Genomic DNA, 20,879 nt, shown 5'->3' with positions numbered 1-20,879 from the left:
GGGAGAGAAACACATGACCGCTGCCCTCCGTTTCGATCCGATCCGCCTGCCCGAGAAGTGCGAGCAATTGCGTAAGGAAGTGCGCGCCTTCCTCGCCGAAGAGATCGCCGCCGGCACCTTCGATCCGCACAAGCCCAATCGCGAGGACACCGACGCGCCGGAATTTTCCCGCCGGGTCGGCGCCAAGGGCTGGCTCGGGATGACCTGGCCGAAAAAATATGGCGGCCAGGAGCGCTCCTTCCTCGAACGCTACGTGGTGACCGAGGAGATGCGCGTCGCGAATGCGCCCACGCGGCGCTTCTTCGTCGCCGACCGCCAGAGCGGACCGGTGCTGCTGAAATACGCGCCCGAGCACATCAAGATGGAGATCCTGCCGCGGATCTGTCGCGGCGAAATCTGCTTTGCGATCGGCATGAGCGAGCCGAATTCGGGCTCCGACCTGTTCGCGGCAAAGACGCGCGCGACCAAGACCGACGGCGGCTATCTGATCAACGGCACCAAGATCTGGACCTCGTCGGCCCACATCGCCGACTACATGATCGCGATCTTCCGGACGTCACAGCCGACCAAGGAAAACCGCCGCCACGGCCTGACGCAATTCCTGGTCAAGATGAAGCAGCCGGGCATCAAGGTGAACCCGATCGGCCAGATCACCGGCCAGTACGAGTTCAACGAGGTCGTCTTCACCGACTTCTTCGTGCCTGACGATCACGTGCTCGGCGAGGTCGACGGCGCCTGGAAGCAGGCGACGAGCGAACTCGCCTATGAGCGTTCGGGCCCCGAGCGTTTCCTCGAAACCTATTACGTGCTGACCGAGCTGGTCCGCGCAGTCGGTCCGAACCCCGACACGCGCAGCGCCGAAGGCATCGGGCGCCTGGTGGCGCAGCTCCATACCATGCGGCGCATGTCGGTCTCGGTCGCCGGCATGCTGCAGGCCGGCAAGGAGCCTGTGGTCGAGGCCTCCATCGTCAAGGATATCGGCACGGTGTGGGAGCAGCAGCTTCCGCATCGCGTCCGCGACCTTGCTGCCTTCGTCGAGGAGACCGCGACCAACCGCGAGACCTTGGAGCGACAGCTCGACTTCGCCATCAAGACCGCACCGAAACTCACCATCCAGGGCGGCACCACCGAGGTGCTGCGCGGCATCATCGCCCGCGGATTGGGCCTGCGCTAAATCATTCGAGGATCATCATGACCACCTACAAAGACATCGGCGTCGAGAAAGTCGGACATGTCGGCACCATCGAGATCCGCCGCCCGCCGCTGGACTTCTTCGACATCTCGCTGATCAACCAGATCGCGGATGCGCTCGACGAATTCGACCGCGACATCGAGATCCGCAGCTCGGTGCTCTCGGCGCAGGGCAAGGCGTTCTGCGCCGGCGCGAACTTTGGCGACCCGGCGCGGCAGGCGCAGGAGGCGCGCGAGGCCGAGAAGAAGGGCGACCCCGCCGACAATCTCGGGCCGATCAACCATCTCTACATCCAGGCCGTGCGCATCTTCCGCGCCAAGAAGCCGATCGTCGCCGCCGTGCAGGGCGCCGCCATCGGCGGCGGATTGGGTCTCGCGGTGTCGGCGGACTTCCGCGTCACCTGCCCCGAAGCGCGCTTCTCAGCCAACTTCACCAAGCTCGGCTTCCATCCCGGCTTCGGCCTGACGACGACTCTTCCTGAGCTGATCGGCAAGAACAACGCCGAGCTGATGTTCTACACCAGCCGCCGCGTCACCGGCGAAGAAGCCGTGAAGTGGGGCCTCGCCAACGAGCTGGTGCCGCAGGATCAGGTCAAGGCGGCCGCGATGAAGCTCGCCGGCGAGATCGCCGAATGCTCCCCGCTCGGCCTGCTCTCCACCCGCGCCACGATGCGCAATGGCCTCGCCGACCGCGTCATGGCCGCGACCAACCACGAGCTCGCCGAGCAGACCCGGCTGCGCGCGACGGAGGATTTCAAAGAAGGCGTGAAGGCCACGGAAGAACGGCGCGCGGCGAATTTTAGGGGGAGGTGATCACGGCGATGAACGTTCTCACTTCCTTCTCCCCTTGTGGGAGAATGGAGAACACAAAAGATGCCCCAAATTCAAATGCGATAGGCTATTGGTGTCCCAGGTCGCCAGTGCGCGCGGTTTGCTGCTCTCTGATGTCATTAGGAGCTAGTCGGTCCCGCAATCCCGAAAGCACCGGCAAGCTCTAAGGACTGGTATCAAAACGGCGAGACCGGCCGTATCAGGCTGGTCGGAGCAAGTACTGGGTCAAAGTGAAAAACCGTTGTCACCCGACGATGGAGCGGGGCGGTATGTTTTGACGCGCATTGCCTTAGCCCGGAAAGGAAGATCGCAGAGGTTTTGCATCGAGGCGGAATCACCTCATAGGACTGCGACGTTGAGCCGCGTAGTGGGTACGTCTCGTCGTCTTATGCTGCAATTCTGGGAGAGCTGCCTACCCTCGGGTTTAAGACCCGACATCTCGGCCGGTGCCGAAAGATTCGATCTATGGGCAGCCTTGTGCCTTTGGCGAGCACGATTTTAGTGCCCGCACTAAAAACGCTTCGATCTCTTAGAGATAGACCAACGAAGTAATTAGGCCGGTCTGGCTATGTCCCGGCCGATGATAGGAGGGCGCAATGGCCACCTACTCATACACCACCATCGACTACCCGATTGCCACCAACTGGACCACTGCCACAAGCATCAACGTCTCGGGCCAGATTACGGGGTATTACGATAACGAAGTCAGCTATCGGCGCAGCTTCATCTACAGCGACGGTAGCTACACCAACATCGAAATTCCGTCCGCCTTTAACGGCACTCTTGCCATGGACATCAACGGCTCATCTCAAGTCGTAGGCTACTACACCGAAGTTAGCAACCATACTCATGCCTTCCTTTACAGCAGCGGCAGCTACATCACAATCGATCATCCCTTAGCCATCGACAGCGGTGCAGTTGCTATCAATGATGTTGGCCAGATCATCGGAACCTACAGCACCGGCGACGGCATCATTCACAGTTATCTCTACAGCAGCGGCAACTACACCACGATCGACGACCCCTTCGGGACTAGTGCCACGGTCGCCCAGAGCATCAACAACTCCGGCCAAATTACGGGGTACTACAGTGATTTCACCACCAATCATGGCTTCCTCTACAGCGGCGGCAGCTACACCACCATTGATTATCCGGTCGCGGCCGCGACGCTCGCCCAGAGCATCAACGCCTCGGGCCAGGTTACGGGGAATTACTATGACGACAACTCTGTTCAGCACGGCTTCCTCTATAGCGGCGGCAGTTACACCACCATTGATTATCCGCTCGCGTTTGCGACGGTCCCCGTTGACATCAACGCCTCGGGCCAGATTACGGGGTATTACTATGACGTGGACGGCGTTCAGCATGGTTTCCTCTACAGCGGCGGTAACTACACCACCATCGATATTCCATTCAGTTTCTCCACCGCCGCGCTAAGCATCAATGACTCCGGTCAGATCACAGGGGCTTACTTTCAGGAGGGAATCGGTCAAAAAAGCTTCTTGGCTACTCCCGTAACCAACTCGGCTCCGCTAGCGAAAGACGACATCACCGGCGTAGCAAAGGGGAAGGTCGTCACCGCCAATGCCGCGCAAGGCGTGCTCGCCAACGATACCGACCCGGACAGCGACGCCTTGCACGTGAGCGCCGTCAATGGTGCAGCGGCCAATGTCGGCCATGCGCTGGCTGGCGCGTTCGGGACGCTGACGTTGAATGCTGACGGCAGCTACAGCTATTCCGCCGCGAAGGGCGGCAGCGCGTCGCAAGTCCTGACCCAAGATACGTTCACCTATACGGTTGACGACGGGCATGGCGGCACTAGCACGGCCAGGCTAACCGTCTCGGCCATTGGTACGGGCCAGACTTATGTAAAGGGAACCGAAAGTAATGACACGCTGAAGGCAGGCACGAGCCGAACCGTGCTTGATGGAGGCAACGGCAACGATACCCTCAATGGCGGCAACAGCCCCGACGCGCTAGTCGGCGGGCGGGACAACGACACCCTTACCGGCGGCAAGGACGCTGACACGTTCGTGTTCAACGCTCATTTCGGCAAGGACGTTATCACCGACTTCAAGCCGAACGCGGATCATATCCAGATTGATGACGCATTGTTTGCAACCTTTGCTGACGTGCAGTCCCATGCGGCCAACGACGGGCACGGCAACACGGTGATCACTTATGACGTGAACGACACAATCACGTTGACTGGCGTCGTTCCGTCTCAACTGCACGCGAATGACTTTTTCTTCGTGTGACCGCGCGGCGGGCCAAGCGGGCAGGTCCTGCTCGCTTCAATCGCCTTCAACATGAGGCGGTGGGCCGCCAACATCGCCGCCTGAGCCGCCCCGCCAAGGGCGGCAACTACAAACTTGGCCGGCAATTGCCGCGACCGCGGCCTCCTCTCCTGGCGTCCTCAGCCTTAAAAGCAGATAACGCAACAGGCCCCTTGTGGAAGAGGGTACAGCGCAATCAATTCACGCGGAACGTCACCCCGCCGAGCAGAAACTCGTTCCCCGCAACCGCGAGCCCTCTCGCCTTCGCAGCGTGCAGCACCTGCGCCACGTCAGCCACCCGAAACTCGAGCGCGCTCATGATCTCGCTGACGCCTTTTACGAAACGGAAGGCCGCATTGGGCAGTTTCAGCTCGGCACCTTCAGCCGCAACGCCGATGATCTTCCCCCAATGCTCCGCCAGCCCCTTCGGATCCGGGCTCTGCATCTCCACGCCGGTCAGCACCTGCGTCACGTCCTTGCGGATGAATTTCTGCCAGTCCGGTCCGGCCGGCGGATATGGCCCCAAAACATCATCGCTGCCTTCGGTGTGATTGAACTCGATGAAGGCAGCACGGCAGTCGCGGGGATGGAGCTGGACGCCATGATAGGGCGCGTGGTCGATCACGTTGGCGGTGCGCACGCCAAGCGCATTGGCGTTGCGACCGCGCTCGTCGGGATCATTGCAGCAGAAGATCGCCATATAGCCGCCGCGGCCGCCGGTCTTCTCGATGAAGCGGCCGGCCGTGGTACCGCCCTTGAAGGGTGCCACCACCTCCAACATGATCGTGTCGACCGGAAGCAGCGCATTCTCCAGGCCGTATTTTGCGACATTGCCGTCGCGGTAGCACACGGCGAGGCCCATGATCTCCGCGATGTCGGAGATCACGGGCGCGAGCTGCGGCGCGACCAGGCAGATCTGCCGCAACCGCGTATAGGGCGCCATGGTCATGCGCCCCTGAAGGTCGGCTTGCGCTTCTCGACGAAGGCCTTTGCGGCCTCCTTGTGATCCTCGGTGTCGCCGCAGCGGGTGTGATGGATCGCCTCGCCGTCAAAACAGTCCTCCAGCGGCAGATGCTCGGCATTGTTGATGTTGCGCTTGATGAAGCCGAGCGCGATCGACGGCCCCTGCGCCAGGGACAGTGCCAGCTCGTGGGCGGCGGCGTCGATCTCGGCATCGGGCACGACCTTGGTCACCATGCCGATCGCATGCGCTTCCCTCGCCGTGAGCACCGGCGACATCAGATAGAGCTCGCGCGCCCGCGCGCTGCCGAGCAGCTGCGTCAGGAAATAGGTACCGCCGTAATCGCCGGAGAAGCCGACCTTGGCAAAGGCCGTGGTGATCTTGCAGGATTCCGAGGCGATGCGCAGGTCGCAGGACAGCGCCATCGACAGGCCGGCGCCAGCCGCGGCGCCGTCGAGCTGCGCCACCACGGGCTTCGGCATCTGGTGCAGGATGCGCGAGACCTCCATGCCGCGGCGCAGATTCGCAAGCTTCTGCTCGAACGGCAGCGGCGCGCGGCCTGCCGCCATCGACTTGACGTCGCCGCCGACGCAGAACGATCCGCCGGCCCCCTTGAACACCACCGCGCGCACCTCCGGATCGTCAGCGGCGCGCCGCGCGGCCTCGACTAATCCTGCCACCATCTCAGGGTTGAGCGCGTTCTTCCGCTCCGGACGGTTCATGGTGATGGTGAGCAGCCCGCCTTCGAGCTTTTGCAGGACCACGTCGTTGCTCATAGGGCGTCTCCCTTGTTGTTTTGCTCCGTCGTTCCGGGGCGCGCGAAGCGCGAACCCGGAATCCATTTGTCGACAATCACTGCGGCCCGATGGATCCCAGGTTCGCGCTTACGCGCGCCCCGGGATGACGCTTCGCGTCACTTCTTCACCAGCGGGCAGCGTGACTGCTCCAGCGACTGGAACGCTTCGCTGCCGGGCACGGTGGCGAGCAGCTTGTAATCGTCCCAGCGGCCCTTCGACTCCGACGGCTTCTTCACCTCGAACAGGTACATGTCGTGGATCATGCGGCCGTCCTCGCGGATCTTGCCACCCTTGGCGAAGAAGTCGTTGATCGGCGTCTCCTTCATCACCTTCATGACAGTCGCTGCATCGGTCGTGCCGGCCGCCTTCACAGCCTTCAGGTAGTGCGTGACGGAGGAGTAGACGCCGGCCTGCGCCGAGGTCGGCGGCCGCTTCACGCGCTCCTGAAAGCGCTTGGAGAAGGCGCGCGTCTCGTCGTTCATGTCCCAATAGAAGGCTTCCGCCAGCAGCAACCCCTGCGCGGTCTCCAGGCCGATCGAATCGATATCGGTGACGAAGACCAGCAGCGGCGAGACTTTCTGACCGCCCTTCATGATCCCGAACTCCGCCGCCTGCTTGATGGCGTTGACGGTGTCGCCGCCGGCGTTCGCAAGCCCGATCACCTTGGCCTTCGAAGCCTGCGCCTGAAGCAGGAACGACGAGAAATCCGATGTGTTGAGCGGATGGCGCACGCTGCCGAGCACCTTGCCGCCGGTCTTGGTGACGACGGCACTGGTGTCCTTCTCCAGATCCTGGCCGAAGGCGTAATCGGCGGTGAGGAAGTACCAGCTGTCGAGGCCGGACTTCACGGCCGCAAGGCCGGTCACGTTGGCCTGGCCGTAGGTGTCGAACACGTAGTGGATGGTATAGGGACCGCAGGCCTCGTTGGTGAGACGGATTGAACCCGGACCGTTGAAGATGATGATCTTGTTGCGCGCTTTCGCGATCTCGCCTGCCGCAAGCGCGGTGGCGGAGGCCGCGACGTCGTAGATCATCTCGACGCCCTGGTTGTCGAGCATGTCGCGGGCGATGTTGGCGGAGAGATCGGCCTTGTTTTGATGGTCGGCCGCCAGCACCTGGATCTTGCGCCCCAGCACCTCGCCGCCGAAATCCTCCACGGCCATCTTGGCCGCGGTCTCGCTGCCGGGTCCGGTGATGTCGGCATAGAGGCTCGACATGTCGAGGATGCCGCCGATCTTGAGAGGTGGCTTGTCCTGGGCCTGCGCGGCGGCGCTCGCACTGAGGGCAAACGCGGCGGCAAAAATGCCCGACAAAATTGTCTTCATGGAAAACGATCTCCCTTATCGCGCCGTACTCTGATGGCGGCTTGGTTATTGCTCTTGGCGAAAGCTGTTGCCGCAATCATGCCGCATGCGCAAGAGCGCAGCAAGCGCGAGAGCGCCATGCGAGTCTTGCGGTGGCGGCATGTTTTCCGCAAAGCGGAATGGTGAGATGCGGAAACATGTTTCCACGTCATTGCGAGCGTGTGAGATGACATCAAAGCCCCGCACTCGCTGCCGTAGGGTGGGCAAAGGCGCGCTCTTCGCGCCGTGCCCACGAGTCGGCGCGATGAGCCAAAGACGTGGGCACGCTTCGCTTTGCCCACCCTACGAGAGCCTTCGCGGTTCGCCACGTTTGCGTTACAACTCGAACACAACGCAACCTCTCCGGGTCACGTGACGCGACTGTTTCACCTCATCGTCGCATTCCTTCTCCTCGCGAGTCGCACCGCGCTCGCGACGCCGTGCCAGTTCGAGTCGCAAGGCGAAGGCCGTGTCGCCGCGATCGTCGATGCGCGCAGCGTTCGTCTCGACGATGGCCGCGAGATCCGCCTCGCAGGCATCGAGACGACGGCGACGACGAAGCAGGCGCTGGCCTCGCTGCTCGCGAGCCGCGACGTGACACTCCGCGGCAACGACGACACGCCCGACCGCTATGGCCGGCAGGGCGCGCTGGTCTTCATCGGCGAGAGCGACACCTCGGTGCAGGCCATGCTGCTCGCCCAGGGCGACGCCCTGGTGTCGGCCGAAATCACGGACAAGGACTGCGCGGCGGCCCTGATGGCGTCGGAGGCCGAGGCGCGGCGCCAAAAAAAGGGCAGTTGGGCTGACCCGTCGGCCATAAAAAACGCGGAAAGTCCGGACGATATTTTGGCGGGGATCGGGCGCTTTATGGTGGTCGAGGGCAAAGTCCTGTCGGTCCGGCAAGCTGGGGCAATGACCTACCTCAACTTCGGGCGGAACTGGACACGTGGCTTTGCCGTGACTATTTCAAAGCGCACGCTACCGGCGTTCGAAAATGCCGGAATCACCCTTAAGTCATTGGAAAGTAAGCGTATTCGAGTCCGAGGCTGGGTCGAGGGAAGTACGGGGCCGCGCATCGATGTGCGTCTCTTGGGACAGGTTGAATTGCTGGGCGCAAACGAGCCTACTGGGGTAAGGCCTTAACGGCCGGGCACGGGTTAATCGAAGTGAATGGGGTGCTAGAACGGCACGGACTGGGCGATTGCCGCCGCCTGCGGGCTGCGCCGGCCGCGCTTTGCCTTGCGCTGGGCGGGCTTCTCGCCGGCTGCGGCGACATGGGCCGGTTCCAGGCTGCCGCGACCCCGCCGACCGTTGCAATGCCCAAGCCGAAGCCGGCCGTCGCGCAGACCCCCGCCACCGAGAAGGAGCACGAGCGCATCCTGGCGAGCTATGGCGGCACTTACGACGATCCCAGGCTCGAATGGCTCGTCAGCAAGACCGTCGACCGGCTGGTCGCAGCGTCCGACCGTCCCGACCAGGGCTACAAGGTCACCATCCTCAATTCCGGCGCCGTGAACGCCTTCGCGCTGCCGAACGGCCAGCTCTATGTCACCCGCGGACTTCTCGCGCTCGCCAGCGACACCTCGGAATTGTCCTCCGTGCTCAGCCACGAGATGGCGCACGTGCTGTCCAAGCATGCCGCGATGCGCGAGGACCAGGCGCGCCAGGCCGCGATCGTCACCCGCGTCGTCACCGACATGAGCAACGACCCCGATCTCACCGCGCTCGCGCTGGCCAAGACCAAGCTCACCATGGCGAGCTTTTCGCGCAAGCAGGAGTTCGAGGCCGACGGCATCGGCGTCGGCATCTCCGCCAAGGCGCATTTCGACCCCTATGGTGCGGCGCGCTTCCTCTCCGCGATGGAGCGCAATGCCGAGCTGAAGGCCGGCAAGAGCTCGCTCGATCCGCGCGCGCAGGATTTCACCTCGTCGCATCCGGCAACCCCGGAGCGCGTGCAGAACGCGCAGACCATCGCGCGGCAATACACGGCGCCTGAAGGCGCCGAGCGCGACCGCGAGAGCTATCTCGCTGCGATCGACAACCTCGTTTACGGCGAAGACCCCAGCGAAGGTTTCGTCCGCGGCCGCCGCTTCCTGCATCCGAAGCTGGGCTTCACCTTCCAGGCGCCGGACAATTTCACGCTCGACAACACCGCGCAGGCGGTGATCGGCGTGCGCGAGGGCGGCGCACAGGCGATGCGTTTCGACGTGGTGCGCGTGCCGGCCGAGCAGTCGCTCGGCGACTACCTCAATTCCGGCTGGATGGAGGGCGTCGAGAAGGCGTCCACCGAGGACATCACCATCAACGGTTTCCCGGCTGCGTCGGCCGCCGCCAAAGGCGACCAGTGGCAGTTCAAGGTCTACGCGCTTCGCTTCGGCAGCGACGTCTATCGCTTCATCTTCGCGGCACGGCAGAAGTCGACCGAGAGCGAACGCAATGCGCGCGAGACCGTCAATTCGTTCCGTCGCCTGACGCTCGACGAGATTCAGGCCGCGCGCCCGCTCCGCATCAAGGTCATCACCGTGCAGCCCGGCGACACCGTGGAATCGCTCTCCCACCGCATGGCCGGCGTCGACCATCCCGCCGAACGCTTCCGCGTGCTGAACGGGCTCGATCGCACCGCGCAGGTGAAGGTGCGCGATCGCGTGAAGATCGTGGCGGATTAGCGAAACGGGTGGTGCCGTAGGGTGGGCAAAGCGCAAGCGTGCCCACGCATCTTTGGCGATCGAGAGAGATGGTGGGCACGGCGCGATGCGCCTTTGCCCACCCTACCGCACCTGTGATGTGGCTACAGCTCGAGCTTAGCGCCCCGTATCCATATCGCCCTTCTCGCGCTGGCCGCTGAGCCAGAGCGCCAGCAGGGTCCAGAACGCGCCGGACAACAGATACGCGCCCGAGGCGATGACGCCGAGATTGGTCGCGAGCAGCAAGGCGACCAGCGGCGCGAAGCCGGCACCGAACAGCCAGGCCATGTCCGAGGTCAGCGCGGACGCCGTGTAGCGGTACGCCTGCTTGAAGTTCGAGGCGATCGCGCCCGAGGACTGGCCGAACGACAGGCCGAGCAGGATGAAGCCGATCACCATATAGATGGTCTCGCCGAACGCGCCGGCATCGAGCAACTGCGGGGCAAAGCCGCTATAGATCGCGATCGCGATCGCCGATCCCATCAGCAGCGACTTGCGGCCGACGCGGTCGGCGATGATGCCGGACATCACGATCGCGCCAACGCCGAACACGGCGGCGACGATCTCGATGATCAGGAAGCGTACCGGGCTTTCGCGGGTGAACAGGAACACCCAGGACAGCGGAAACACCGTAACCATGTGGAACAGCGCAAAGCTCGCCAGCGGCGCGAACGCTCCCAGCATGATGTTCTGGCCTTCGCTCGCGACGGTGTCGGAGATGCGCGCGGGCTGCAACTCGCGGGTCTCGAACAGCGAGGCATATTCCTCCGTCGTCACCATGCGCAGGCGCGCGAACAGCGCCACGACGTTGATGGCGAAGGCGACGAAGAACGGATAGCGCCAGCCCCAATCGAAGAAATCGTCGGCCGAGAGATTGCCGGCGAAATAGGCGAACAGCGCGCTCGCCACGATCAGCCCGAGCGGAGCCCCGAGCTGCGGCACCATCGCGTACCAGCCGCGCTTGGAGGGCGGCGCGTTCAGCGCCAGCAGCGAGGCCATGCCGTCCCAGGCACCGCCCCAGGCCAGACCCTGCGCGATGCGCGCCAGCGCCAGCAGCCAGATCGCGGCGACGCCGATGTCGTGATGGCCGGGCAGGAACGCCAGCGCGACCGTGGCGGTGCCGAGCAGGAACAGCGCCGAGATCAGCTTGGCGGTCTTGCCGTAGGCACGGTCCACCGTCATGAAAATGACGGTGCCGATCGGCCGCGCCATGAAGGCCAGCGCGAAGATCATGAAGGAATAGAGCGTGCCGGTCAGCTCGCTCGCGAACGGGAACACCAGGCGCGGGAACACGATCACCGAGGCGATCGCGAAGACGAAGAAGTCGAAGAATTCCGAGGTGCGGCCGATGATGACGCCGATGGCGATCTCGCCGGGACTGGCCTGGTCGTGGCCGTGCTCGCCCGTGTGGAGGTCTGCCATTGCGGGGGTCTGTGCCGTCGCCATTCGTGCGCCCTTAACGTCCTGAAAACCAAAGCCGACCGCCCGGCGGGCGCCGGGCAATCTGGCCCTCTCTGACCCAACATTCCGCACTGCAACATTGGACAAATTGTCCAATGTCCGGATTGTTGCGCCGCAGCTACCCGTTGGCCCCGCAAAAGAAACTCATTCTCAAAGGCTCGGCCCGTGTCTCGTCTCAAGATCCTGGCGCTACTACCTCTGGCTGCTGCGCTCAGCGGCTGCGACTACGTCGTGCTGGCGCCAGCCGGCGATATCGCTGCCCAGCAGCGCGACCTCGTCATCATCTCCACCGTCCTGATGCTCCTGATCGTCGTCCCCGTGATGGCGCTGACGGTGCTGTTCGCCTGGCGCTATCGCCAGTCCAACACGGCCGCTCGCTACGAGCCGGAATGGGACCACTCGACCAAGCTCGAGCTGGTGATCTGGTCGGCGCCGCTGCTGATCATCGTCTGCCTGGGCGCACTGACCTGGATGGGCACGCATCTGCTCGACCCCTATCGCACGCTCGGCCGCATCCATGCCGACCGCGCCGTGGACCAGTCCAAGGCCCCGCTCGAGGTCGACGTCGTCGCGCTCGACTGGAAGTGGCTCTTTATTTATCCGGATTACGGCATCGCCACCGTCAACGAGCTCGCAGCACCGGTCGACCGTCCGATCAACTTCCGCATCACCGCATCCTCGGTGATGAACTCGTTCTACATCCCCGCGCTTGCCGGCCAGATCTACGCGATGCCGGGCATGGAGACGAAGCTCCACGCGGTGGTGAACCACGCCGGCACGTATAAGGGCTTCTCGGCGAACTACAGCGGCGCCGGCTTCTCCGGCATGCACTTCAACTTTAGGGGACTCGACGACAAGGGCTTTGACGCCTGGATCGCCAGCGCCAAGTCCGCCGGCGGCTCGCTCGGCCGCGCCGAATATCTCCAGCTCGAAAAGCCCAGCCAGAACGAGCCGGTGCGCCGCTACGGCACGATCGACTCCGATCTCTACCGCCTGATCCTCAACATGTGCGTCGAGACCGGCAAGATGTGCCAGAGCGAAATGATGGCGATCGACGCCAAGGGCGGCAACGGTCATCAGGGCCTGAACAACACCCTGCCGCTCACTTACGACAAGTACGCCCGCCGCGGCACCCCGCTCGGGCCGGAGCCGAGCTTCGTCGCCGGCACCTGCACGCCCGATGCGCCGCAGGGCAAGACCACGGCGTCGATCACGGCTCCCGTCGACACCGCGCCGCTGCTCGGCGCCGGCCTGAAGCGGCCGAGCTTCGCACCGCTCAAGTCCTCGTCCTTCTTCCTCGGACTGCGTCCGAAGTCAGACTCCTAAAGAGATCCCCGCATGTCTCCTGATCTTCTCAAGCTCATCTTCGGCCGGCTCGGCTTCGAATCGCTGCCGCTGCACGAGCCGATCGTCGTCGGCACCTTCGCGGTGGTCGCGCTCGGCGGCGCCGCACTGCTCGGCGGCCTCACCTATTTCCGCCTCTGGGGCTATCTCTGGCGCGAATGGTTCACCACGGTGGACCACAAGCGCATCGGCATCATGTACATGATCCTCGGCATCGTAATGCTGCTGCGGGGCTTTGCCGACGCGCTGATGATGCGCGGCCAGCAGATGCTCGCCTTTGGCGGCTCCGAAGGCTATCTCAACGCCCATCACTACGATCAGGTCTTCACCGCCCACGGCGTGATCATGATCTTCTTCGTGGCGATGCCGCTCGTCACGGGCCTGATGAACTACGTCGTGCCGCTCCAGATCGGCGCGCGCGACGTGTCGTTCCCGTTCCTGAACAATTTCAGCTTCTGGATGACGGTCGGCGGCGCAGTGCTGGTGATGGCTTCGCTGTTCATCGGCGAATTCGCCCGCACCGGCTGGCTGGCTTATCCGCCGCTGTCGAACATCGGCTACAGCCCCGATGTCGGCGTCGACTATTACATCTGGGCGCTGCAGGTCGCGGGCGTCGGCACGACGTTGTCAGGCATCAACCTGATCTGCACCATCGTCAAGCTGCGGTGTCCCGGCATGACCATGATGAAGATGCCGGTCTTCACCTGGACTTCGCTCTGCACCAACGTCCTGATCGTCGCCTCCTTCCCGGTTCTGACCGTCGTGCTCGCGCTGCTCTCGCTCGACCGCTATGTCGGCACCAACTTCTTCACGAACGATTTCGGCGGCAGCCCGATGATGTACGTGAACCTGATCTGGATCTGGGGTCATCCCGAAGTCTACATCCTGGTTCTCCCGGCGTTCGGCATCTTCTCGGAAGTGACCTCGACCTTCTCCGGCAAGCGGCTGTTCGGCTACACCTCGATGGTCTACGCCACGGTCGTCATCACCATCCTGTCGTACCTGGTCTGGCTGCACCACTTCTTCACGATGGGCTCGGGCGCCAGCGTCAACTCGTTCTTCGGCATCACCACGATGATCATCTCGATCCCGACGGGCGCGAAGATGTTCAACTGGCTGTTCACGATGTATCGCGGCCGTATCCGCTACGAGCTGCCGATGATGTGGACGATCGCCTTCATGCTGACCTTCGTGATCGGCGGCATGACCGGCGTGCTGCTGGCGGTGCCGCCGGCCGACTTCGTCCTGCACAACAGCCTGTTCCTGATCGCGCACTTCCACAACGTGATCATCGGCGGCGTGGTGTTCGGCGCCTTCGCCGGCATCTCCTACTGGTTCCCGAAAGCGTTCGGCTTCAAGCTCGATCCGTTCTGGGGCAAGATGTCGTTCTGGTTCTGGGTCACCGGCTTCTACCTCGCCTTCATGCCGCTCTACGTGCTCGGCCTGATGGGCGTGACCCGCCGCCTGCGCGTGTTCGACGATCCGTCCTTGCAGATCTGGTTCGTCATCGCCGCGATCGGGGCCTTCCTCGTCCTGCTCGGTATCCTCAGCATGCTGATGCAGTTCGCGGTCAGCTTCCTCAGGCGCGAGCAGCTCAAGGACGTCACCGGCGATCCCTGGGATGCGCGCACGCTGGAATGGGCGACCTCCTCGCCCCCGCCGGACTACAACTTCGCCTTCACCCCCGTCGTTCACGACAATGACGCGTGGTGGGACATGAAGAAGCGCGGCTACCAGCGTCCGCTCACCGGGTTCAGGCCGATCCACATGCCCAGCAGCACCGGCACCGGCATCATCCTTGCCGGCCTCGCCACCGCGATGGGATTCGGCCTGATCTGGTACATCTGGTGGCTCGCCGCCGTGAGCTTCGCCGCGCTGCTCGTCGTCGGCATCGGCCACACCTTCAACTATCACCGCGACTTCGACATTCCGGCTGAAGACGTCATCCGGACCGAGGACGCGCGCACCAAACAGCTCGCCGGAGCCAAGTAAATGACTGTCGCTGTCAATCCCGCCCAGACCGGCGAGCCGGTCTTCTATCTCGCCGACGAGCACCCGCATCCGGAAGGCTGGAGCACCTCGCTCGGCTTCTGGATCTACCTGATGAGCGACTGTCTCATCTTCGCGATCCTGTTCGCCACCTTCGGCGTGCTCGGCGGCAACTACGCCGCAGGCCCCGCACCGAAGGACCTGTTCGACCTGAACCTGGTCGCGGTGAACACCTCGATGCTGCTGCTGTCGTCGATCACGTATGGCTTTGCCATGCTGACGATGCAGCAGAACAAGGTCGCACAGACGCAAATCTGGCTGGCGATTACCGGCCTGTTCGGTCTCGCCTTCATCGGCATCGAGCTCACCGAGTTCGCTCACATGATCCATGAAGGCGCCACGCCCCAGCGTAGCGCCTTCCTGTCGGCGTTCTTCACCCTGGTCGGCACCCACGGCCTGCACGTTTCCTGCGGCCTGATCTGGCTGGTGACGCTGATGGTGCAGGTCCAGAAGTTCGGCCTGATCGAAGCCAACCGCCGCCGCCTGATGTGCCTGTCGATGTTCTGGCACTTCCTCGACGTGGTCTGGATCGGCGTCTTCACCTTCGTCTATCTCCTGGGAGTTCTGCGATGAGCACCGATACCCACGCAGCCGGCGCGCACGACCATCACCACGCCGACGGCCACGCCCACAGCACGTTCTCGGGCTACATGCTCGGCTTCGTGCTCTCGGTCGTGCTGACCGCGATCCCGTTCTGGCTGGTGATGAGCGGCGCACTGCCGAGCAAGCAGATCACCGCGCTCGTGATCATGGCCTTCGCGGTCGTGCAGATCGTCGTGCACATGATCTACTTCCTCCACATGAACACGACGTCCGAGAACGGCTGGAGCATGATGGCGCTGATCTTCACCATCGTGATGGTAGTGATCGCGCTGTCGGGTTCGCTGTGGGTGATGAGCCACCTCAACAGCAACATGATGCCGATCCACCAGATGAGCGGAATGAAGTGAGCGAAGTCAGGACCGTGACCAGCAAGACGAGCGGGGCGCGCAGCGATGCTGTGCGGTCCCCGTCCCTGTGGCTCACGGTCCTCTCGCTGACGGCCTTTGTTCTTCTGATCGCACTCGGCATCTGGCAGATCGAGCGCCGCGCCTGGAAGCTGGCGCTGATCGACCGTGTCGAGCAGCGCGTCCATGCCCCGGTCCAGCCGATCCCCTCGCCCGATTCATGGCCTGCGGTTTCCAGGGCAAATGACGAATACAGGCATGTCAGCCTCACCGGCCGCTTCCTGCATGACCGCGAGACGCTGGTCCAGGCGGTCACCGAGGAAGGCCCGGGCTATTGGGTGCTGACACCGCTCCAGCGCAACGACGGCACACAGGTCCTGGTCAACCGCGGCTTCGTGCCGTCCGAGCGGCGCGACGCATCGACGCGCCGGGACGGCAATCCGGACGGCCAGGTCGCGATCACCGGCTTGCTCCGCATGACAGAGCCGAAAGGCGGATTTCTCCGGAACAACGTGCCCCAGCACAACCGCTGGTATTCGCGGGATGTCGCCGCGATTGCGACGGCCCGCGGTCTGTACGATGTCGCGCCGTTCTTCGTCGATGCCGATGCCGGATCACAATCCGGCAGCGGTCCAATCGGCGGATTGACCGTGGTCAGCTTTCCCAATAACCACCTGATCTACGCGCTGACGTGGTTCGCCCTGGCTTTCATGCTGGCGGGTAAACTCTTCGTCACATTCGGCGGCGGGCTGTTCCGCCGCAAACGCTTCGTCCACGAAAAGGCAGGCGGCTCCGATGCCGTCGCCCGCAGGACGGGATCAGATGCTGGAACGATCGTCGAGCCGACCTGACGACGGGAAGACGCTTTCCCACACACTTGCGCATGGCGGGCTCGCCGTCACGCTGCAATCGCAGGCGGACGCGCGCAGCGAGCTGATCGGCACGAGTCCGACCGACGACGAGACCAACCGCAAGAACATGGCGCTGCTGATCCAGCTGCGCTGGACCGCGGTGGTCGGCCAGATCGTGACGATCGGCGGCGTGCATCTTGGGCTCGGCATTCCCCTGCCGCTGGAGCGGATGGGCGCGGTGATCGGCGCGCTGGTGCTGCTCAACGTCTCCAGCCTGGTCTGGGTGCGCCATCGCGCCGCGATCACCAACAACGAGCTGTTGGTCGCCTTGATGCTGGACGTCGCCGCGCTGACCGCGCAGCTCTACCTCTCTGGCGGCGCGACCAATCCCTTCACCTCGCTGTTCCTGCTCCAGGTGACGCTCGGCGCGGTGCTGCTCGATGCCCGCTCGACCTGGTCGCTGGTCGCGCTGACCTGCGCGAGCTTTGTCTGGCTGACGCTGGCATACCGCCCGCTGGATCTGCCGCCGAATCCGCTGAGCGAGACCTATACGCTCACGGTCGCCGGCATGCTGCTGGGCTTCGTTCTCAACGCCGTGCTGCTGGTCGTGTTCGTCACCCGCATCAACAGGAATTTGCGCGAGCGCGACGCGAATCTGGCCGCGCTGCGCCAGCATGCCGCCGAGCAGGATCACATCGTCCGCATGGGCCTGCTCGCCTCCGGCGCGGCCCATGAGCTCGGCACGCCGCTCGCCTCGCTCTCGGTGATCCTCAGCGATTGGCGCCGCATGCCGGATCTTGCCGCCGATCAGGAGCTCGCCGAGGACCTCGCGGAGATGGAAACCTCGCTGCAACGCTGCAAGTCGATCGTGACAGGCATCCTGGTCTCGGCCGGCGAAGCGCGCGGCGAAGGCTCATCGCCGACGACGGTGACGGCCTTCGTGACCGCCCTGGTCGACGAATGGCGCGACGCGCGCTCGGCGCGGACGCTCTACTTCGTCAATACGTTCGGAGCGGACGTCGCCATCGTCTCCGACATCGCGCTGAAGCAGGTCATCTTCAACGTGCTCGACAACGCCTATGAAGTCTCGCGGGAATGGGTCGAGCTCGTCGCCGAGCGCGAGGGCGACAATCTCGTGCTGTCGATCAGCGATCGCGGCCCGGGCTTTGCGCCGGAGATGCTGGCGCAGCTCGGAAAGCCCTATCACTCGAGCAAGGGCCGCGCCGGCGGCGGGCTCGGGCTGTTCCTGGTGGTGAACGTGGTGCGCAAGCTCGGAGGCACCGTGACCGCCGAGAACCACAGGAAGCGCGGCGCCACCGTCCGCCTCACGCTGCCGCTCGCAACGCTCGCGATCGGAGGGAATTTTGACGCCTGACCGTTCGCTCATCGTCGTCGAGGACGATGCCGGCTTTGCACGCACGCTGAAGCGCTCGTTCGAGCGCCGCGGCTATGATGTCGTGCTCGCCGCCTCGATCGAGGACGTGCGGAACGTGCTGGAGGAACGCTCCTTCGGCCACGCCGTCGTCGACCTCAAGCTCGGCGGCGCCTCCGGCCTTGCCTGCGTCGAGCTCTTGCACACGCACGACCCTGACATGCTGATCGTGGTACTGACCGGCTTTGCCAGCATCTCGACCGCCGTGGAGGCGATCAAGCTGGGCGCCTGCCACTATCTCGCAAAGCCCTCGAACACCGACGACATCGAAGCCGCCTTCAACAAGGCCGAAGGCAACGCCGAGGTCGCGCTCGATGCACGGCCGACCTCGATCAAGACGCTGGAATGGGAGCGCATCCACCAGACCCTGATCGAGACGGATTTCAATATCTCGGAGGCGGCACGAAGGCTCGGCATGCACCGGCGCACGCTGGCGCGGAAGCTCGAGAAGCGGCCGGTGAAGTGACCCGCCACGCGTCGTTTGACGAAGACTCTCTCCTCTCGTCGTCCCGGCGAACGCCGGGACCCCTACCGCGGAATCTATCGTTGCGATCGGTAGGCGTACCGAACGACTAGTCTTCGTCAAACTTCTCCCTGGGAGTATGGGTCCCGGCGTTCGCCGGGACGACACCGAGTTTGTCGACAGACCTCTTGCACAAAGCTTCAGTCATCGTCTTGGAAAACATTCCCCAAACAAAAAGCCCGGCTGGACAGCCGGGCTTTTGATCTCTTGCGAACGACGCGACGCTTACGCGGCCTCGTCGGCGACGGTGGTGTCGTCGCCATCGGTGTCGTCGGTATCGCCCTCGGCATCCGTATCGCCCTCGCCGTCGGCGGCTTCCGCCTTGGCGTTGGTGCGGCGCGGGCTCTTGGCGAGCTGGGCTTCGATCTCCTTGACCGCTTCGGTCTCGGTCGAGTGCTGCACCACCGCGATCTCGCGGGAGAGACGATCGAGCGCCGCTTCATAGAGCTGGCGTTCGCTGTAGGACTGCTCCGGCTGCGACTCCGAGCGGTAGAGGTCGCGCACGACTTCCGCGATCGCGACGATGTCGCCCGAATTGATCTTCGCTTCGTATTCCTGGGCGCGGCGCGACCACATGGTGCGCTTGACGCGGGCGCGGCCCTTGAGCGTCTCCAGCGCCTTCTTCACCAGCGCCGGCTCGGACAGCTTGCGCATGCCGACATTGGCGACCTTGGCGGTCGGCACGCGCAGCGTCATCTTGTCCTTGATGAAGTTGATGACGAACAGCTCGAGCTTCGCGCCGGCGATCTCCTGCTCCTCGATGGCCAGGATCTGGCCGACGCCGTGAGCGGGATAGACGACGAATTCATTGGCCTTGAAGCCCTGACGCTGGGTCACGACCTTCTTTTCCTCGACCTTCGGCGCAGCAGCCGCCGGCTTCACAGCGGGCTTGGCGGCAGCAACGGGAGCCTTGGCAGGAGCAGCAACGGGAGCCTTCGACGCGGCGGGCTTGGCAGCGGGAGCCTTGGCGGCAACGGGCTTGACAGCAGGCTTGGCAACGGTCGCTTTCGCGGCCGGTTTGGCAGTCTTGTTAGGCATTGCGCTTCTTTTGTTCTTCGAGGACTTTGCAGCCGGCGCCTTCGTCGCGGTCCGACCTTTGGATGCGCTACGGCTGGCCGCGGCGACTTTTTTGGCCTCCTTATGGGAAGCCCTCGCTGAAGTACTCTTTTTACGCGTTTTCTGTGACACAGCCTGCGCGCGGAAACTGCCACGCCCCTGTTCGACATTTGGTTTCACGGGAACCCAGCGGGGCCAACGGGGCTGACAGGGTTCGGCTTAATGTGCCCAATATAGCACATTTCCCGCAAAAATCAATGATTTAGGGGTCTTGAGGGCTGGTTTTCGGCGGAAGCGCCGCTATTAGGGTTAAGTTTGAGCCCGATTCAGTCGCCGGAGCCGGGGTTCGGAGAAAAATATTTCTCGAACTTGCCTTCCATGCCGTCGAATTCCTTGGCGTCGGCAGGTGATTCTTTCTTCTGGGTGATGTTCGGCCAGCTCTTGGCGTAGTCGGCGTTGACCGAAAGCCACTTTTCCAGGCCCGGTTCCGTGTCCGGCTTGATGGCGTCGGCGGGGCATTCCGGCTCGCACACGCCGCAATCGATGCACTCGTCCGGGTGGATGACGAGCATGTTGTCACCCTCGTAGAAGCAGTCGACCGGGCAGACCTCGACGCAGTCGGTGTACTTGCACTTGATGCAGTTTTCAGTGACGACGTAAGTCATCCAACGCTCCGAAAAGCTCTTTTAAAAGTCGCGGCTTGCGTAGCGCGTATGGCCCTGCGCTGCAAGGTCGGGAAGGCCCGATCATGACGGCTTTGTGTGTTTGATCGACCAAGAACTGAATTCGAAACGCAATTAATTGCGTTTCGCTTCGCTTAGCTCCTCAAAGAGCACCCGTGCCGAGGCGGCATCGCCGCGGCGTTCGTTGAAGCCCGTCACTTTCAGGACGCGCACGGTGCGATCGAGCGCGACGGTGATGACGTCGCCGATCTTGATCGCATGCCCCGGCGACTTTTCACGCTCGCCGTTGACGCGAACGTGGCCCGACCCGACGAGCTCGGCCGCGGAGGTGCGCGCCTTCACCACCCGCGCGTGCCACAGCCATTTGTCGAGGCGCTGCCGCTCGGTCGTCGTGGCTCTATTCCTTCTGACGCGTTTTCTTCACGCGAACCGCTCCGCACTTCGCTTGAA

At 63.5% G+C, this 20,879-nt stretch carries 18 protein-coding genes and 1 pseudogene; 12 read left to right on the top strand and 7 right to left on the bottom strand.

Translation table 11 applies throughout. The features are described 5' to 3' along the window. Nucleotides 1–13: 13 nt before the first annotated feature. From GGD62_RS16280 to GGD62_RS16270, 3 genes are all read left to right on the top strand, one after another. Nucleotides 14–1,174, top strand: coding sequence for an acyl-CoA dehydrogenase family protein (locus GGD62_RS16280; protein ID WP_183237856.1), 1,161 nt, complete (start codon nt 14–16; stop codon nt 1,172–1,174). 17 nt (nt 1,175–1,191) lie between these two features. Beyond that, complete coding sequence (locus GGD62_RS16275; RefSeq protein ID WP_183709046.1) at nt 1,192–2,004, top strand: enoyl-CoA hydratase/isomerase family protein; 813 nt, start codon at nt 1,192–1,194, stop codon at nt 2,002–2,004. 614 nt (nt 2,005–2,618) lie between these two features. Then, nucleotides 2,619–4,280 carry an Ig-like domain-containing protein gene (locus GGD62_RS16270; protein WP_183709045.1) on the top strand — a complete coding sequence of 554 codons (1,662 nt, stop codon included), beginning with the start codon at nt 2,619–2,621 and terminating at the stop codon, nt 4,278–4,280. Between the two features lie 214 nt (nt 4,281–4,494). Here the strand turns inward: GGD62_RS16270 and GGD62_RS16265 are convergent, their stop codons facing one another. The 3 genes from GGD62_RS16265 to GGD62_RS16255 form a co-directional block, all read right to left on the bottom strand. Next, nucleotides 4,495–5,241: a hypothetical protein gene (locus tag GGD62_RS16265; RefSeq protein WP_183709044.1), complete on the bottom strand. Its 747-nt coding sequence runs from the start codon at nt 5,239–5,241 to the stop codon at nt 4,495–4,497. A 2-nt stretch (nt 5,242–5,243) separates the two neighbouring features. Further along, complete coding sequence (locus GGD62_RS16260) at nt 5,244–6,035, bottom strand: enoyl-CoA hydratase (protein ID WP_183709043.1); 792 nt, start codon at nt 6,033–6,035, stop codon at nt 5,244–5,246. Between the two features lie 137 nt (nt 6,036–6,172). Then, nucleotides 6,173–7,381 (bottom strand): ABC transporter substrate-binding protein, encoded by a 1,209-nt coding sequence (locus GGD62_RS16255; protein ID WP_018316471.1) that lies wholly within the window; start codon nt 7,379–7,381, stop codon nt 6,173–6,175. A 390-nt stretch (nt 7,382–7,771) separates the two neighbouring features. Here GGD62_RS16255 and GGD62_RS16250 point away from each other — a divergent pair, with 390 nt between their 5' ends. Next, nucleotides 7,772–8,542 carry a thermonuclease family protein gene (locus GGD62_RS16250; protein WP_312014266.1) on the top strand — a complete coding sequence of 257 codons (771 nt, stop codon included), beginning with the start codon at nt 7,772–7,774 and terminating at the stop codon, nt 8,540–8,542. 131 nt (nt 8,543–8,673) lie between these two features. Further along, on the top strand, nt 8,674–10,065 hold the full coding sequence (locus GGD62_RS16245; RefSeq protein ID WP_246800157.1) for a M48 family metalloprotease: 1,392 nt from the start codon (nt 8,674–8,676) through the stop codon (nt 10,063–10,065). A gap of 135 nt (nt 10,066–10,200) precedes the next feature. Here GGD62_RS16245 and GGD62_RS16240 read toward each other — a convergent pair whose 3' ends face one another. Then, nucleotides 10,201–11,529, bottom strand: a complete 1,329-nt coding sequence (locus tag GGD62_RS16240) for an MFS transporter (protein WP_183709040.1) — start codon at nt 11,527–11,529, stop codon at nt 10,201–10,203. A gap of 180 nt (nt 11,530–11,709) precedes the next feature. Between GGD62_RS16240 and cyoA the strand changes: the two genes are divergently transcribed. Genes cyoA through GGD62_RS16205 form a run of 7 tightly spaced genes read left to right on the top strand, consistent with a single transcriptional unit; the run spans nt 11,710 to nt 18,633 of the window. Then, nucleotides 11,710–12,870: a ubiquinol oxidase subunit II gene (gene cyoA, locus GGD62_RS16235; protein ID WP_018316476.1), complete on the top strand. Its 1,161-nt coding sequence runs from the start codon at nt 11,710–11,712 to the stop codon at nt 12,868–12,870. Nucleotides 12,871–12,882: 12 nt separating this feature from the next. Then, the gene (gene cyoB, locus GGD62_RS16230; RefSeq protein ID WP_183709039.1) at nt 12,883–14,880 is read left to right on the top strand and encodes a cytochrome o ubiquinol oxidase subunit I; all 1,998 of its coding nucleotides are present in this window, start codon (nt 12,883–12,885) and stop codon (nt 14,878–14,880) included. Next, on the top strand, nt 14,881–15,510 hold the full coding sequence (cyoC, locus tag GGD62_RS16225; RefSeq protein ID WP_018316478.1) for a cytochrome o ubiquinol oxidase subunit III: 630 nt from the start codon (nt 14,881–14,883) through the stop codon (nt 15,508–15,510). It begins immediately after the preceding gene. Then, complete coding sequence (gene cyoD, locus GGD62_RS16220) at nt 15,507–15,887, top strand: cytochrome o ubiquinol oxidase subunit IV (RefSeq protein WP_092261292.1); 381 nt, start codon at nt 15,507–15,509, stop codon at nt 15,885–15,887. Before cyoC ends, cyoD begins: the two co-directional genes overlap by 4 nt. After that, nucleotides 15,884–16,735, top strand: coding sequence for an SURF1 family protein (locus GGD62_RS16215; protein WP_183709038.1), 852 nt, complete (start codon nt 15,884–15,886; stop codon nt 16,733–16,735). The genes cyoD and GGD62_RS16215 overlap by 4 nt, the downstream gene beginning before the upstream one ends. After that, a complete protein-coding gene (locus tag GGD62_RS16210; protein WP_026201678.1) occupies nt 16,707–18,110 on the top strand; it encodes an ATP-binding protein in 1,404 nt (467 codons plus the stop codon). Before GGD62_RS16215 ends, GGD62_RS16210 begins: the two co-directional genes overlap by 29 nt. After that, nucleotides 18,100–18,633: a response regulator transcription factor gene (locus tag GGD62_RS16205; protein WP_018316482.1), complete on the top strand. Its 534-nt coding sequence runs from the start codon at nt 18,100–18,102 to the stop codon at nt 18,631–18,633. The genes GGD62_RS16210 and GGD62_RS16205 overlap by 11 nt, the downstream gene beginning before the upstream one ends. A 282-nt stretch (nt 18,634–18,915) precedes the next feature. Here the strand turns inward: GGD62_RS16205 and GGD62_RS16200 are convergent, their stop codons facing one another. The 3 genes and pseudogenes from GGD62_RS16200 to GGD62_RS16190 form a co-directional block, all read right to left on the bottom strand. Next, a complete protein-coding gene (locus GGD62_RS16200; protein WP_084674786.1) occupies nt 18,916–19,728 on the bottom strand; it encodes a CarD family transcriptional regulator in 813 nt (270 codons plus the stop codon). Between the two features lie 344 nt (nt 19,729–20,072). After that, nucleotides 20,073–20,411: a ferredoxin FdxA gene (fdxA, locus tag GGD62_RS16195; RefSeq protein WP_011082989.1), complete on the bottom strand. Its 339-nt coding sequence runs from the start codon at nt 20,409–20,411 to the stop codon at nt 20,073–20,075. Between the two features lie 132 nt (nt 20,412–20,543). Further along, nucleotides 20,544–20,813 (bottom strand): annotated as a pseudogene (locus GGD62_RS16190) (RNA-binding S4 domain-containing protein); the annotation flags it as partial. Nucleotides 20,814–20,879: the final 66 nt, after the last annotated feature.

Source organism: Bradyrhizobium sp. ERR14 (genome assembly GCF_014198235.1).
Classification (GTDB): Bacteria; Pseudomonadota; Alphaproteobacteria; order Rhizobiales; family Xanthobacteraceae; genus Bradyrhizobium.
The sequence above is the reverse complement of the archived record's forward strand: the minus strand, read 5'-3'. Positions and strand labels throughout refer to the sequence as shown.

Excerpts from the sequence above, each read along its gene's own strand:
- cyoB (WP_183709039.1), top strand. The coding sequence starts at position 12,883 with ATGTCTCCTGATCTTCTCAAGCTCATCTTCGGCCGGCTCGGCTTCGAA.
- GGD62_RS16265 (WP_183709044.1), bottom strand. The coding sequence starts at position 5,241 with ATGGCGCCCTATACGCGGTTGCGGCAGATCTGCCTGGTCGCGCCGCAG.
- GGD62_RS16200 (WP_084674786.1), bottom strand. The coding sequence starts at position 19,728 with ATGCCTAACAAGACTGCCAAACCGGCCGCGAAAGCGACCGTTGCCAAG.
- GGD62_RS16240 (WP_183709040.1), bottom strand. The coding sequence starts at position 11,529 with ATGGCGACGGCACAGACCCCCGCAATGGCAGACCTCCACACGGGCGAG.
- GGD62_RS16270 (WP_183709045.1), top strand. The coding sequence starts at position 2,619 with ATGGCCACCTACTCATACACCACCATCGACTACCCGATTGCCACCAAC.
- fdxA (WP_011082989.1), bottom strand. The coding sequence starts at position 20,411 with ATGACTTACGTCGTCACTGAAAACTGCATCAAGTGCAAGTACACCGAC.
- GGD62_RS16275 (WP_183709046.1), top strand. The coding sequence starts at position 1,192 with ATGACCACCTACAAAGACATCGGCGTCGAGAAAGTCGGACATGTCGGC.
- GGD62_RS16255 (WP_018316471.1), bottom strand. The coding sequence starts at position 7,381 with ATGAAGACAATTTTGTCGGGCATTTTTGCCGCCGCGTTTGCCCTCAGT.
- GGD62_RS16260 (WP_183709043.1), bottom strand. The coding sequence starts at position 6,035 with ATGAGCAACGACGTGGTCCTGCAAAAGCTCGAAGGCGGGCTGCTCACC.
- GGD62_RS16245 (WP_246800157.1), top strand. The coding sequence starts at position 8,674 with ATGGGCCGGTTCCAGGCTGCCGCGACCCCGCCGACCGTTGCAATGCCC.
- cyoD (WP_092261292.1), top strand. The coding sequence starts at position 15,507 with ATGAGCACCGATACCCACGCAGCCGGCGCGCACGACCATCACCACGCC.
- cyoC (WP_018316478.1), top strand. The coding sequence starts at position 14,881 with ATGACTGTCGCTGTCAATCCCGCCCAGACCGGCGAGCCGGTCTTCTAT.
- GGD62_RS16280 (WP_183237856.1), top strand. The coding sequence starts at position 14 with ATGACCGCTGCCCTCCGTTTCGATCCGATCCGCCTGCCCGAGAAGTGC.
- GGD62_RS16210 (WP_026201678.1), top strand. The coding sequence starts at position 16,707 with ATGCTGGAACGATCGTCGAGCCGACCTGACGACGGGAAGACGCTTTCC.